Genomic DNA, 12,758 nt, shown 5'->3' on the forward strand with positions numbered 1-12,758 from the left:
CTCACGCCCTCGCAGCCTGGGCGGCCTCGGCGCGGGCCCGCAGCATCTGGGCGGGCGCGACGTCCTCGAGCGGCAGACCGCGACGGGCCGCCACCTCCTCGGGCCGCTGGATCTGCTTCAGCGCGTCCACCGTGGCGTGCACGATGTTGATCGCGTTGTCGCTGCCCAGCGACTTCGACAGGACGTCGTGGATGCCCGCGCACTCCAGGACGGCGCGCACCGGGCCGCCGGCGATGACACCGGTACCGGGGCTGGCCGGGCGGAGCATGACCACGCCCGCGGCCGCCTCGCCCTGGACGCGGTGCACGATCGTGCCGCCGATGCGGGGGACGCGGAAGAAGTTCTTCTTCGCCTCCTCGACACCCTTGGCGATCGCGGCCGGCACCTCCTTGGCCTTGCCGTAGCCCACGCCGACCAGGCCGTCGCCGTCGCCGACGATCATGAGGGCGGTGAAGCTGAAGCGACGACCACCCTTCACGACCTTGGCCACGCGGTTGATCGTGACGAGTCGCTCGATGTACGGGGTCTTGTCCTGGGCCGCCCCGCCACGGCCACCGTCGCGGCGGTCCCGGCGGTCGTTACCGCCCGGGCCACCGCCCTCGCGCCGCGTACGTCCCGGCATCAGACGGTCCCTTCCATCTCGTTGGTCTGCATCAGAACTTCAGGCCTCCCTCGCGGGCGGCGTCGGCCAGCGCCGCGATCCGGCCGTGGTAGCCGAAGCCACCGTGGTCGAACACGACGGCCTCGACGCCGGCGGCCTTGGCCCGGTCGGCGATGAGCTCGCCGACCTTGGCGGCCTTGGCCTTCTTGTCGCCCTCGAGCGCACGCACGTCGGCGTCGAGCGACGAGGCGGAGGCCAGCGTGTGGCCCGCGACGTCGTCGATCAGCTGCACGTGCACGTGGCGCGAGCTGCGCTTGACCGCCAGCCGCGGACGCGCCGGCGTCCCGCTGATCTTCTTGCGCAGCCGGGCGTGCCGGCGGGCCAGCCCCTTGCGGCGGGTGGCGGACACCCGCGAGGCGGTGCGCTTCTTCGCGTTCGCAGAAATCGTGTCGGCCATGGCTTACTTACCCGTCTTCCCGACCTTGCGGCGGACGTTCTCGCCGGCGTACCGCACGCCCTTGCCCTTGTAGGGCTCCGGCTTGCGGATCTTGCGGATGTTCGCCGCGGTCTCGCCCACCAGCTGCTTGTCGATGCCGGCCACCGAGAACTTGGTGGGCGACTCGACGGCGAACGTGATGCCCTCCGGCGCCTGGACGACGACGGGGTGGCTGAAGCCGAGCGCGAACTCCAGCGAGTTGCCCTTGAGCGCGACGCGGTAACCGACGCCGACGATCTCGAGCTTCTTCTCGTAGCCCTTGGTGACGCCCTCGACGAGGTTGTTGATGAGCGTCCGGGACAGGCCGTGGTAGGCCTTGGTCTTCCGCTCGTCGTCCGGCCGCTTGACCAGGACCGCGCCGTCGTCGCCGCGCTCGACCGTGATCGGCGAGATGACGGTGTGCGACAGGGTGCCCTTCGGGCCCTTGACGGTGACCGTGCGGCCGTCGATGGTCACGTCGACGCCGGACGGAACGGTGATCGGCAGCTTCCCGATGCGGGACATCGCTCTACTCCCTTCTCACCAGACGTAGGCGAGGACTTCCCCGCCCACGCCGTTCCGGTAGGCCTGCTTGTCCGTGAGGAGGCCCTGGCTGGTCGAGATGACCGCGATGCCCAGGCCGCCGAGGACGCGCGGCAGGTTGGTCGACTTCGCGTAGACCCGCAGGCCCGGCTTCGAGACCCGGCGCAGGCCGGCGATGCTGCGCTCGCGGTTGCGCCCGTACTTGAGCTCGATCACCAGGGACTTGCCGACCTCGGCGTCCTCGGTGTGGTGGCTCGCGATGTAGCCCTCCTTCTGCAGGATCTCCGCAATGGCGACCTTCAGCTTGGAGTGCGGCATCACGACCCGGTCGTGATAGGCCGAGTTCGCGTTCCGCAGACGCGTGAGCATGTCTGCGATCGGATCGGTCATCGTCATGTCGGTGTCTCTTTCCCGCCGTGGTTCCCCCCGTACTCCCGGGGGGCCTGCGGCGAACGAAACTGCAGCTCGGTGGTTACCAGCTGCTCTTGTTGACGCCCGGCAGCTCGCCGGCGTGCGCCATCTCGCGCACGCACACCCGGCAGAGGCCGAACTTGCGCAGGACCGCGCGCGGACGCCCGCACTTCTGGCAGCGGGTGTAGCCGCGGACCTTGAACTTGGGGGTCTTGGCCGCCTTGATGACCAGCGCCTTCTTCGCCATCTCTCAGTTCTCCTTGAAGGGGAAGCCGAGCTGGCGCAGGAGCGCCCGGCCTTCCTCGTCCGTGGTCGCCGTGGTCACGACGGTGATGTCCATGCCACGCGGCCGGTCGATCGAGTCCGGGTCGATCTCGTGGAACATGGACTGCTCCGTGAGACCGAACGTGTAGTTGCCCCGCCCGTCGAACTGGTTGGGCGAGAGGCCGCGGAAGTCGCGGATACGCGGCAGCGCGATCGTCAGCAGCCGGTCCAGGAACTCCCACATCCGGTCGTTGCGCAGGGTGACCTTCGCGCCGATCGGCATGCCCTCGCGCAGCTTGAACTGCGCGATGGACTTGGTGGCCCGGCGGACCTGCGGCTTCTGGCCGGTGATGGTGGCCAGGTCGCGGACCGCGCCGTCGATCAGCTTCGAGTCACGGGCGGCGTCGCCGACGCCCATGTTCACGACGACCTTCACGACGCCGGGGATCTGCATGACGTTGCCGTAGGAGAACTGCTTCTGCAGCTCGCCCTTGATCTCGTCGACGTAGCGCTGCTTGAGGCGCGGGGTGACCTTCTCGGCAGTGGTCATCTCAGATCTCCTTCCCGGACTTGCGGGAGATCCGGACGCGCCTGGCCTTGCCGCCGTCCTCGGACTCGACGAGCTTCTTCCCGACGCGGGTCGGGTTGCCGTCGGAGTCGACGACCATCACGTTCGAGACGTGGATGGGCGCCTCCTGGGTGACGATCCCGCCGGACTGCGCGCCCCGCTGGTTCTGGCTCACCCGCGTGTGCTTCTTGATGCGGTTCACGCCCTCGACGAGGACGCGGTCGCGGTCCGGGTAGGCCTGGATGACCTTGCCCTTCGCGCCCTTGTCCTTGCCGGCGATGACGAGGACCGTGTCGCCCTTCTTGACCTTCATGTTCTAGAGCACCTCCGGAGCGAGGGAGATGATCTTCATGAACCGCCGGTCGCGGAGCTCGCGACCGACCGGGCCGAAGATGCGGGTCCCCCGCGGCTCGCCGTTGTCCTTGATCAGGACCGCGGCGTTCTCGTCGAACCGGATGTAGCTGCCGTCCGGGCGGCGCTTCTCCTTGACCGTGCGCACGATGACCGCCTTGACGACGTCACCGCGCTTCACGCCGGCCGCGGGGATCGCGTCCTTGACGGTGGCGACGATCGTGTCGCCGATCCCCGCGTAGCGCCGCGCCGAACCGCCCAGCACCCGGATGCACAGGATCTCCTTGGCACCGGTGTTGTCGGCGACGCGCAGCCGCGACTCCTGCTGGATCACTTCGCCTTCTCCAGGATCTCGACCAGCCGCCACCGCTTGGTGGCGGACAGCGGCCGGGTCTCCATCAGCCGGACGCGGTCGCCGACGCCGGCCGTGTTGGCCTCGTCGTGCGCCTTGACCTTGCTGGTCCGCCGGATGACCTTGCCGTACAGCGGGTGCTTCACGCGGTCCTCGAGGGTGACCACGATCGTCTTGTCCATCTTGTCGGACACGACCAGGCCCTCGCGGACCTTCCGCTCCCCGCGCGTGCTCTTGTCGCTCATGCCGCGCCCTCGTTGTCGCTCGGGGCGGCCGAGAGGCCCAGCTCGCGCTCGCGCATGACCGTGTAGATCCGCGCGATGTCGTGCCGGACGGTACGCAGCCGCCGGTTGTTGTCCAGCTGCCCGGTCGCCATCTGGAAGCGGAGGTTGAACAGCTCCTCCTTGGCCTCCTTGACCCGCAGCACGAGCTCCTCGTCGGTCAGCTCACGCAGCTCGGCAGCAGTGGTGGCCGCCATCAGATGTCACCACCCTCACGGGTCACGATCCGGCACTTCATGGGCAGCTTGTGGATGGCCCGGCGCAGGGCCTCACGCGCGGTGGCCTCGTTCGGGTAGCTCATCTCGAAGAGCACCCGGCCGGGCTTCACGTTGGTCACCCACTTCTCGGGCGAACCCTTGCCGGAACCCATGCGGGTCTCGGCGGGCTTCTTGGTCAGGGGGCGGTCCGGGAAGACGTTGATCCACACCTTGCCGCCACGGCGGATGTGCCGGTTGATCGCGATACGCGCCGACTCGATCTGCCGGTTGGTGACGTAGGCGGGCTCCAGCGCCTGGATCCCGAAGTCACCGAACGTGACCCGCGTGCCACCGGTCGACAGCCCCGTCCGGTGCGGGCGGTGCTGCTTGCGGTGCTTCACCTTGCGGGGGATCAGCATGACTCAGGCCTCCCCACCGGTCTGCTGGCCCGACGACTGCGCGGCCTGGTCGGCCTCGATCGTCGCGACCCCACCCTCGTTGCCAGGAGCGTCGGCGCGGGCGGCGGCGCGCCCGGCGTCCGTGCTCGTCGCGGTCGTGCCCGAGGCGCCCGAGCGACGACGGGCCGGCCGCTCGCGACGCGGGCCGCGGCCCGGCGCCTCGGCGGCGGGAGCGTTCTCCCGGCGGCCGCCGACGACGTCGCCCTTGTAGATCCAGACCTTCACGCCGATCCGGCCGAACGTGGTCCGGGCCTCGAACAGGCCGTAGTCGATGTCCGCGCGCAGCGTGTGCAGCGGGACGCGACCCTCGCGGTAGAACTCCGAGCGCGACATCTCCGCGCCGCCGAGGCGGCCGGAGCACTGCACGCGGATGCCCTTCACCTGCGGCGAGCGCATGGCCGACTGGATGGCCTTGCGCATCGCGCGGCGGAAGGCCACGCGGTTGGACAGCTGCTCGGCGACGCCCTGCGCCACGAGCTGCGCGTCCGACTCGGAGTTCTTGACCTCGAGGATGTTGAGCTGGACCTGCTTCTTGGTCAGCTTCTCGAGGTTGCCGCGGATGCGGTCGGCCTCGGCGCCGCGGCGCCCGATCACGATGCCCGGGCGGGCGGTGTGGATGTCCACCCGCACGCGGTCCCGGGTCCGCTCGATCTCGACCTTGGAGATGCCGGCCCGCTCCATGCCCTTGGAGAGCATGCGACGGATCTCGACGTCCTCCTTCACGTACTCCGCGTACTGCTTGTCGGCGTACCAGCGCGACTTCCAGTCCGTGGTGATGCCCAGGCGGAAGCCGTGCGGGTTGATCTTCTGCCCCATCAGCGGGCCCTCCCCTTCGCACCACGGGCGCGGCCGGCCTTCTGCGGCACGGACTCGACCTCGATGGTGATGTGGCTCGTCCGCTTGCGGATCCGGTACGCCCGCCCCTGGGCGCGCGGCCGGATGCGCTTGAGCGTCGGGCCCTCGTCGACCATGGCCGTGGCGACCACGAGGGTCTCCGGGTCCAGGTCGAGGTTGTTCTCGGCGTTGGCCGCGGCGCTCGCCACGACCTTGGCCACCGGCTCGGCGGCGGCCTGCGGCGAGTACCGCAGGATCGCGAGCGCCTCGCTCACCGGCAGGCCGCGGACCAGGTCCACGACGCGCCGGCACTTCGTCGGCGACATCCGCACGAACCGGGCCTTCGCACGCGCACGAGCGGGCTCGAGCGCGGCGTCGGCGGTGCTGGCCGTGTCAGCCATGCGTTGCTCCACCTCTCCTAGCTGCTACTCGGTCCGCCTCAGCGCCTGCGCGCCTTGCGGTCGTCCTTGATGTGGCCACGGAACGTGCGGGTGGGAGCGAACTCACCCAGCTTGTGGCCGACCATCGAGTCGGACACGAAGACCGGCACGTGCTTGCGGCCGTCGTGCACCGCGATCGTGTGGCCGATCATGTCCGGGATGATGGTGGACCGTCGGGACCAGGTCCGGATGACGGTCTTCTTGCCGGACTCGTTGAGGGCGTCCACCTTCTTGAGCAGGTGGTCGTCCACGAAGGGGCCCTTCTTCAGGCTGCGCGGCATCTCTTACCTCCCTGCTCAGCGCTTCTTGCCGGTACGGCGCCGGCGGACGATCAACTTGTCGGACGGCTTGGTGCGGCGGGTGCGACCCTCCGGCTTACCGGCCGGGTTCACCGGGTGGCGGCCACCCGAGGTCTTGCCCTCACCACCACCGTGCGGGTGGTCGACCGGGTTCATGGCGACACCGCGGACGGTCGGGCGCTTGCCCTTCCACCGCATGCGGCCGGCCTTGCCCCAGTTGATGTTGGAGTGCTCGGCGTTGCCCACCTCGCCGACGGTGGCGCGGCAGCGCACGTCGACGTTGCGGATCTCGCCGGACGGCATGCGCAGCTGCGCGTACGGGCCGTCCTTCGCCACCAGCTGCACGCTCGAGCCGGCGGAGCGGGCGATCTTCGCGCCGCCGCCGGGGCGGAGCTCGATCGCGTGCACCACGGTGCCGGTCGGGATGTTGCGCAGCGGCAGGTTGTTGCCGACCTTGATGTCGGCCTTCGGGCCGGCCTCGACCTTGTCGCCCTGCTTGAGCCGCGCCGGCGCGAGGATGTAGCGCTTCTCGCCGTCCGCGTAGTGCAGCAGCGCGATGCGGGACGTCCGGTTGGGGTCGTACTCGATGTGCGCGACCTTGGCCGGGACGCCGTCCTTGTCGTTGCGCCGGAAGTCGATCAGCCGGTACGCGCGCTTGTGGCCGCCGCCCTGGTGACGGGTGGTGACCTTGCCGTGCGCGTTGCGGCCGCCCTTGCTGTGCAGCGGGCGGATCAGCGACTTCTCGGGCGTGGACCGGGTGATCTCCGCGAAGTCGGAGACACTGGAACCGCGGCGGCCGGGAGTCGTCGGCTTGTACTTACGGATACCCATGGGTCAGCTCGCTCCCTCAGCTCGCCCGGGCACCGAACACGTCGATGTCCTTGCTCTCCGCGGAGAGGGTGACGATCGCGCGCTTGGTGTCCTTGCGCTTGCCGTAGCCGGTGCGGGAGCGCTTGCGCTTCCCGGGGCGGTTCAGCGTGTTGACGCTGGTGACCTTGACCCCGAACACCTGCTCCACGGCGATCTTGATCTGGGTCTTGTTCGCGTCGGGGTGCACCAGGAACGTGTACTGCTTCTCGTCGAGCAGCCCGTAGCTCTTCTCGGACACCACCGGCGCGAGCAGGATGTCGCGCGGGTCGGGGATCACTTGGCAGCCTCCTCGGCACGCTTCGTCTTGACGGCGATGGGGCCGGCGAGGAACGCGTCGAGCGAGGCCTGCGTGAACACGACCGCGTCGTTGACCAGCACGTCGTAGGTGTTCAGCTGGTCCGGCGCGATGAGGTGCACCTGCGGCAGGTTGCGCAGGCTCAGCAGGTTCACCGTGTCGTCCCGGTCGACCACCGCGAGCACGCGGGTGCCGGCGCCGGCGACGGCCTCGATGGCCTGGCGGGCGGACTTCGTCGAGGGGGTGTCCCCCTCGACGATCCCGGAGACGACGTGGACGAGGCCCGCACGGGCCCGGTCCGACAGCGCACCGCGCAGGGCGGCGGCCTTCATCTTCTTCGGCGTCCGCTGGCTGTAGTCGCGCGGCGTCGGGCCGTGGACGGTGCCACCGCCCGCGAACTGCGGCGCGCGGGTCGAACCCTGGCGGGCCCGGCCGGTGCCCTTCTGGCGGTACGGCTTCTTGCCGCCGCCGCGGACCTCGCCGCGGGTCTTGGTGTCGTGCGTGCCCTGGCGGGCCGCGGCCTGCTGGGCCACGACGACCTGGTGCATCAGCGGGACGTTGGCGGTCACGTCGAAGACGTGGTCCGGCAGCTCGACGTTGCCGGTGCCGGCGCCCGTGGCGTCCTTCACCTCGACGGTGCTCACTTCGCACCACCCTTCGCGGCGCTCTTCACCACGACGAGGCCGCCGCGGGGGCCGGGGACGGCGCCCTTGATCAGCAGCAGGCCGCGCTCGGCGTCGACGCGGTGGATCTTCAGGTTCTGCGTGGTCTGGCGGGCGACGCCCATGCGGCCGGCCATGCGCAGGCCCTTGAACACGCGGCCCGGGGTGGCGCAGCCGCCGATGGAACCCGGGGAGCGGTGCTTGCGCTGGGTACCGTGCGAGGCGCCCAGACCGCCGAAGCCGTGCCGCTTCATGACACCCGCGGTGCCCTTGCCCTTGGTCGTGCCGACCACGTCGACCACGGCGCCGGTCTCGAAGGCCTCGGCGGTGATCTCCTGGCCGAGCTCGTACGTCGCGGCGTCCGTGGTGCGCAGCTCGACGGTGAAGCGGCGCGGGGTCACACCAGCCTTGGCGAAGTGCCCGGTCTCCGGCTTGTTGACCTTGCGCGGGTCGATGGCGCCGAAGGCGAGCTGGACCGCCTCGTACCCGTCCTTCTCCTGCGAGCGGATCTGGGTCACGACGTTCGGCCCGGCCTGGACCACGGTGACCGGAACCACCCGGTTGTTCTCGTCGAATACCTGGGTCATCCCGAGCTTCCGGCCCAGGATCCCGGTGATCTGCCTGTCGCTCATCGGTGCCCTACTGGATGTTGACGTCGACGCTGGCCGGCAGGTCGATGCGCATGAGCGCGTCGACCGTCTTCGGCGTCGGGTCGAGGATGTCGATCAGCCGCTTGTGCGTGCGCATCTCGAAGTGCTCGCGCGAGTCCTTGTACTTGTGCGGCGAGCGGATGACGCAGTACACGTTCTTCTCGGTCGGCAGCGGCACAGGACCGACGACACGGGCACCGGTGCGCGTCACCGTCTCCACGATCTTGCGAGCAGACGCGTCGATTGCCTCGTGGTCGTAGGCCTTGAGCCTGATGCGGATCTTCTGTCCCGCCATGGTCGTGGGTCGTCCTCTTCTTCCTGCCGCTGCTGGCGGTGTCTCCGGGTGTCCCGCCCCGAGGGGAGCCCCGACCAGGTCTACGTCGCAACCACCGGCACCGACGCGCGCGAAGCCGTTGCGGCTCGGGCATCCGATGCGGACCGGGCGTCCGCGCTCTGTTCAGGTCTCACCCTCTGGACTCCGGTCCACGAGGTCGGGCGTGTCGCCCTACTACCCGCACACCGGTCCCCGGGTCACCGCTCCCCCCGGGGGGGTCGCCTGTCGATCCGGGGTCGGCGCGTCCGAGGGGCCCACTCCAGTTCCGGGAGACCCGGCTTGGCGTGTGCCCGCCGTCCGCGCGCAACCCGTCAAGGATGCCACACGGGTTCGTGCGGCCCTCGACCGGGGTGCGGCCCGTGGACTCGGGTCTCCCCGAGGGTCCACGGGCCGCGGAAGGTCTTACTTGTTGATCTTGGTGACCTGGCCGGCGCCGACGGTCCGACCACCCTCGCGGATGGCGAACTGCAGGCCCTCCTCCATGGCGATCGGCTGGATCAGCTGAACGCTCATGGTGGTGTTGTCACCCGGCATGACCATCTCGGTGCCCTGCGGGAGGGTCACCACGCCGGTCACGTCCGTCGTCCGGAAGTAGAACTGCGGACGGTAGTTGTTGAAGAACGGCGTGTGCCGGCCGCCCTCGTCCTTGCCCAGGATGTAGACCTGGCCCTCGAACTCGGTGTGCGGGGTGATCGAGCCCGGCTTCACGACGACCTGGCCGCGCTCGACGTCCTCGCGCTTGATGCCGCGGAGCAGCAGGCCGACGTTCTCGCCCGCGCGACCCTCGTCGAGGATCTTCCGGAACATCTCGACACCGGTGACAGTGGTCGAGGTCGACTTCTCGCGGATGCCGACGATCTCGACGGTCTCGTTGACCTTCACGATGCCGCGCTCGATACGGCCGGTGACGACCGTGCCGCGACCGGTGATCGTGAAGACGTCCTCGACCGGCATGAGGAACGGCTTGTCGGTGTCGCGCTCCGGCTCCGGGATCGCCTCGTCGACGGCGTCCATGAGCTCGAGGAGGCGGGCGCCCCACTCGGCGTCGCCCTCGAGGGCCTTGAGGGCCGAGACGCGGACGATCGGGAGGTCGTCGCCCGGGTAGTCCTGCGACGACAGGAGCTCGCGGACCTCCAGCTCGACCAGCTCGAGGATCTCCTCGTCGTCGACCATGTCGGCCTTGTTCAGCGCGACCACGATGTAGGGCACGCCGACCTGACGGGCGAGCAGCACGTGCTCACGCGTCTGCGGCATCGGGCCGTCGGTCGCCGCGACCACCAGGATGGCGCCGTCCATCTGCGCCGCACCGGTGATCATGTTCTTGATGTAGTCGGCGTGACCGGGGCAGTCCACGTGCGCGTAGTGCCGCTTCTCGGTCTGGTACTCGACGTGCGCGATGGAGATCGTGATACCGCGCTGGCGCTCCTCGGGCGCCTTGTCGATGTTCTCGAACGCCGAGGCCTCGTTGAGGTCCGGGTACTTGTCGTGCAGAACCTTGGTGATGGCCGCCGTCAGCGTGGTCTTGCCGTGGTCGATGTGACCGATGGTGCCGATGTTGACGTGCGGCTTGGTCCGCTCGAACTTCGCCTTCGCCACTGCAGTGTCCTCCTGGACTTGATCTTCGTCTCCGCCGTGCTGACGGCAGGTCTTGGGGGTTCGAGGTGCGGGCCGCGAACAGGCGGGTGACCCTACCCGTCCGCGGACCGCGCCTCGCGAGAGGGGTCCGGACTACTCGCCGGTCGCCTTCGCGATGATCTCCTTCGCCACGTTGGTCGGGACCTCCGCGTACGAGTCGAAGACCATCGTGTAGTTGGCCCGGCCCTGGGTCCGCGACCGGAGGTCGCCGACGTAGCCGAACATCTCCGAGAGCGGGACCAGCGCCTTGACGACGCGGGCGCCCGCCCGCTCCTCCATGGCCTGGATCTGGCCGCGGCGGGAGTTGAGGTCGCCGATCACGTCACCCATGTAGTCCTCGGGCGTCGTGACCTCGACGGCCATCATGGGCTCGAGCAGCGCCGGGCTGGCCTGCTTCGCAGCCTCCTTGAGGGCCATCGAGCCGGCGACCTTGAACGCCATCTCGGACGAGTCGACCTCGTGGTACTGGCCGTCGAGCAGGGTCAGCTTGATCCCCGTGAGGGGGTAGCCCGCCAGCACGCCGTACTGCATGGCGTCCTGGGCGCCGGCGTCGACCGACGGGATGTACTCCCGCGGCACGCGACCACCGGTGACCTTGTTGTCGAACTCGTACAGCGCACCGTCCGCGGTGTTCAGCGGCTCGAGCTTGATGATGACCCGGGCGAACTGCCCCGACCCACCGGTCTGCTTCTTGTGCGTGTACTCGTACTTGTCGACGGTCTTGCGGATCGTCTCCCGGTAGGCCACCTGCGGCTTACCGATGTTGGCCTCGACCTTGAAGTCGCTCTTCATCCGGTTGACGAGCACCTCGAGGTGGAGCTCGCCCATGCCGGCGATGATCGTCTGCCCGGTCTCCTCGTCCAGCGAGACCTGGAAGGTCGGGTCCTCCTCGGCCAGCTTCTGGATCGCCGTGGAGAGCTTCTCCTGGTCCGCCTTGGTCTTCGGCTCGACCGCGACCTGGATGACCGGGTCCGGGAAGGTCATCGACTCCAGGATGATCGGCGCCTGCGGGTCGCAGAGCGTGTCACCCGTGGTCGTGTCCTTCAGGCCGATGACGGCGTAGATGTGGCCCGCCATGGCCTCGTCGACCGGGTTCTCCTTGTTGGCGTGCATCTGGAAGAGCTTCCCGATGCGCTCCTTGCGGTCCTTGGTCGAGTTGACGACCTGCGACCCGGCGGCGACCCGGCCCGAGTACACCCGGACGTAGGTCAGCTTGCCGAAGAACGGGTGTGCGGCGATCTTGAAGGCGAGCGCGGAGAACGGCTCGTCCTTGCTGGGCTTGCGGCTGGCCGGGGTCTCCCCGTCCGGCAGCGTGCCCTCGACCGGCGGCACGTCGTACGGCGACGGCAGGTAGTCGATCACCGCGTCGAGCATCGGCTGGACGCCCTTGTTCTTGAACGCCGAGCCGCAGAGCACCGGGTAGGCGGCGCGGGTGCGCACGATCTCCCGGATGCCGTGCTTGATCTGGTCGACCGTGAGCTCCTCGCCACCGAGGTAGAGCTCCATGAGCTCGTCGTCGGTCTCGGCGACGGCCTCGAGGAGGGCGGTGCGGTACTCCTCCGCCTTCTCGGCCAGGTCGGCCGGGATCTCCTCGACGGTGTAGTCCTCGCCCTTCTGGACCTCGCCGCGCCAGGTCAGCGCGCGCATCTCGACCAGGTCGACGACGCCGATGAAGTCGCTCTCGGAGCCGATCGGCAGCTGGAGCGGCAGCGGCGTGGCCGCGAGCCGGTCCTTGATCGTGGACACGGTGAAGTAGAAGTCCGCGCCCAGCTTGTCCATCTTGTTGACGAAGCAGATGCGGGGGACGTCGTACTTGGTGGCCTGCCGCCAGACCTGCTCGGACTGCGGCTCGACCCCCTCCTTGCCGTCGAAGACCGCGACCGCGCCGTCGAGCACGCGCAGCGAGCGCTCCACCTCGACGGTGAAGTCCACGTGGCCGGGCGTGTCGATGATGTTGATCTGGTGGTCTTTCCAGAAGCAGGTCGTCGCGGCGGACGTGATCGTGATGCCGCGCTTCTGCTCCTCCTCCATCCAGTCCATCGTGGCGGCGCCGTCGTGGACCTCACCGATCTTGTAGTTGATCCCGGTGTAGTAGAGGATCCGCTCGGTGGTGGTGGTCTTGCCGGCGTCGATGTGCGCCATGATGCCGATGTTGCGGACCTTCGTCAGGTCCGTAAGCACGTCCCGTGCCACGTTCAGCTCACTTCCCCTGGGAAAAGGTTGGCGCGGACGGTCGGC

Annotated in this window: 21 protein-coding genes; all 21 read right to left on the reverse strand. The window is 69.1% G+C overall.

From position 1 onward, the window contains the following. Position 1: 1 nt before the first annotated feature. The gene (rpsE, locus tag ABD990_RS26430; RefSeq protein WP_345383457.1) at positions 2-622 is read right to left on the reverse strand and encodes a 30S ribosomal protein S5; all 621 of its coding nucleotides are present in this window, start codon (positions 620-622) and stop codon (positions 2-4) included. 31 nt (positions 623-653) lie between these two features. Then, positions 654-1,058, reverse strand: coding sequence for a 50S ribosomal protein L18 (rplR, locus tag ABD990_RS26435; RefSeq protein WP_345383458.1), 405 nt, complete (start codon positions 1,056-1,058; stop codon positions 654-656). Positions 1,059-1,061: 3 nt separating this feature from the next. After that, entirely contained in the window at positions 1,062-1,601 is a 540-nt protein-coding gene (rplF, locus tag ABD990_RS26440) for a 50S ribosomal protein L6 (protein WP_345383459.1), read from the reverse strand. Positions 1,602-1,616: 15 nt separating this feature from the next. Beyond that, positions 1,617-2,015 carry a 30S ribosomal protein S8 gene (gene rpsH / locus ABD990_RS26445; RefSeq protein ID WP_345383460.1) on the reverse strand — a complete coding sequence of 133 codons (399 nt, stop codon included), beginning with the start codon at positions 2,013-2,015 and terminating at the stop codon, positions 1,617-1,619. A gap of 76 nt (positions 2,016-2,091) precedes the next feature. Next, entirely contained in the window at positions 2,092-2,277 is a 186-nt protein-coding gene (locus tag ABD990_RS26450) for a type Z 30S ribosomal protein S14 (protein ID WP_345383461.1), read from the reverse strand. 3 nt (positions 2,278-2,280) lie between these two features. Further along, complete coding sequence (gene rplE / locus ABD990_RS26455; RefSeq protein ID WP_345383462.1) at positions 2,281-2,844, reverse strand: 50S ribosomal protein L5; 564 nt, start codon at positions 2,842-2,844, stop codon at positions 2,281-2,283. Between the two features lies 1 nt (position 2,845). Continuing rightward, positions 2,846-3,175: a 50S ribosomal protein L24 gene (gene rplX / locus ABD990_RS26460; protein ID WP_345383463.1), complete on the reverse strand. Its 330-nt coding sequence runs from the start codon at positions 3,173-3,175 to the stop codon at positions 2,846-2,848. A 3-nt stretch (positions 3,176-3,178) separates the two neighbouring features. Beyond that, positions 3,179-3,547, reverse strand: coding sequence for a 50S ribosomal protein L14 (gene rplN, locus ABD990_RS26465; RefSeq protein WP_181779537.1), 369 nt, complete (start codon positions 3,545-3,547; stop codon positions 3,179-3,181). Beyond that, complete coding sequence (gene rpsQ / locus ABD990_RS26470; protein ID WP_345383464.1) at positions 3,544-3,810, reverse strand: 30S ribosomal protein S17; 267 nt, start codon at positions 3,808-3,810, stop codon at positions 3,544-3,546. Before rpsQ ends, rplN begins: the two co-directional genes overlap by 4 nt. Next, positions 3,807-4,043 carry a 50S ribosomal protein L29 gene (rpmC, locus tag ABD990_RS26475; RefSeq protein ID WP_037046106.1) on the reverse strand — a complete coding sequence of 79 codons (237 nt, stop codon included), beginning with the start codon at positions 4,041-4,043 and terminating at the stop codon, positions 3,807-3,809. Before rpmC ends, rpsQ begins: the two co-directional genes overlap by 4 nt. Then, on the reverse strand, positions 4,043-4,462 hold the full coding sequence (gene rplP, locus ABD990_RS26480) for a 50S ribosomal protein L16 (protein ID WP_345383465.1): 420 nt from the start codon (positions 4,460-4,462) through the stop codon (positions 4,043-4,045). The genes rpmC and rplP overlap by 1 nt, the downstream gene beginning before the upstream one ends. 3 nt (positions 4,463-4,465) lie before the next feature. Continuing rightward, positions 4,466-5,317, reverse strand: coding sequence for a 30S ribosomal protein S3 (rpsC, locus tag ABD990_RS26485; RefSeq protein ID WP_345383466.1), 852 nt, complete (start codon positions 5,315-5,317; stop codon positions 4,466-4,468). After that, positions 5,317-5,736, reverse strand: coding sequence for a 50S ribosomal protein L22 (rplV, locus tag ABD990_RS26490; RefSeq protein WP_345383467.1), 420 nt, complete (start codon positions 5,734-5,736; stop codon positions 5,317-5,319). The genes rpsC and rplV overlap by 1 nt, the downstream gene beginning before the upstream one ends. Before the next feature lie 38 nt (positions 5,737-5,774). Continuing rightward, the gene (rpsS, locus tag ABD990_RS26495) at positions 5,775-6,056 is read right to left on the reverse strand and encodes a 30S ribosomal protein S19 (protein ID WP_020622935.1); all 282 of its coding nucleotides are present in this window, start codon (positions 6,054-6,056) and stop codon (positions 5,775-5,777) included. Positions 6,057-6,071: 15 nt separating this feature from the next. After that, on the reverse strand, positions 6,072-6,905 hold the full coding sequence (gene rplB / locus ABD990_RS26500) for a 50S ribosomal protein L2 (RefSeq protein ID WP_345383468.1): 834 nt from the start codon (positions 6,903-6,905) through the stop codon (positions 6,072-6,074). Between the two features lie 16 nt (positions 6,906-6,921). Beyond that, the gene (gene rplW / locus ABD990_RS26505; RefSeq protein ID WP_345383469.1) at positions 6,922-7,221 is read right to left on the reverse strand and encodes a 50S ribosomal protein L23; all 300 of its coding nucleotides are present in this window, start codon (positions 7,219-7,221) and stop codon (positions 6,922-6,924) included. Further along, positions 7,218-7,883, reverse strand: a complete 666-nt coding sequence (gene rplD, locus ABD990_RS26510; protein ID WP_345383470.1) for a 50S ribosomal protein L4 — start codon at positions 7,881-7,883, stop codon at positions 7,218-7,220. The genes rplW and rplD overlap by 4 nt, the downstream gene beginning before the upstream one ends. Further along, complete coding sequence (gene rplC / locus ABD990_RS26515) at positions 7,880-8,533, reverse strand: 50S ribosomal protein L3 (RefSeq protein WP_345383471.1); 654 nt, start codon at positions 8,531-8,533, stop codon at positions 7,880-7,882. Before rplC ends, rplD begins: the two co-directional genes overlap by 4 nt. A 7-nt stretch (positions 8,534-8,540) precedes the next feature. Continuing rightward, entirely contained in the window at positions 8,541-8,846 is a 306-nt protein-coding gene (rpsJ, locus tag ABD990_RS26520; RefSeq protein WP_003938093.1) for a 30S ribosomal protein S10, read from the reverse strand. A 441-nt stretch (positions 8,847-9,287) separates the two neighbouring features. Beyond that, on the reverse strand, positions 9,288-10,481 hold the full coding sequence (gene tuf, locus ABD990_RS26525) for an elongation factor Tu (protein WP_345383472.1): 1,194 nt from the start codon (positions 10,479-10,481) through the stop codon (positions 9,288-9,290). A 132-nt stretch (positions 10,482-10,613) separates the two neighbouring features. Next, a complete protein-coding gene (fusA, locus tag ABD990_RS26530) occupies positions 10,614-12,713 on the reverse strand; it encodes an elongation factor G (protein WP_345383473.1) in 2,100 nt (699 codons plus the stop codon). Positions 12,714-12,758 lie beyond the last annotated feature (45 nt).

Source organism: Pseudonocardia yuanmonensis (assembly GCF_039542425.1).
Classification (GTDB): Bacteria; Actinomycetota; Actinomycetes; order Mycobacteriales; family Pseudonocardiaceae; genus Pseudonocardia; species Pseudonocardia yuanmonensis.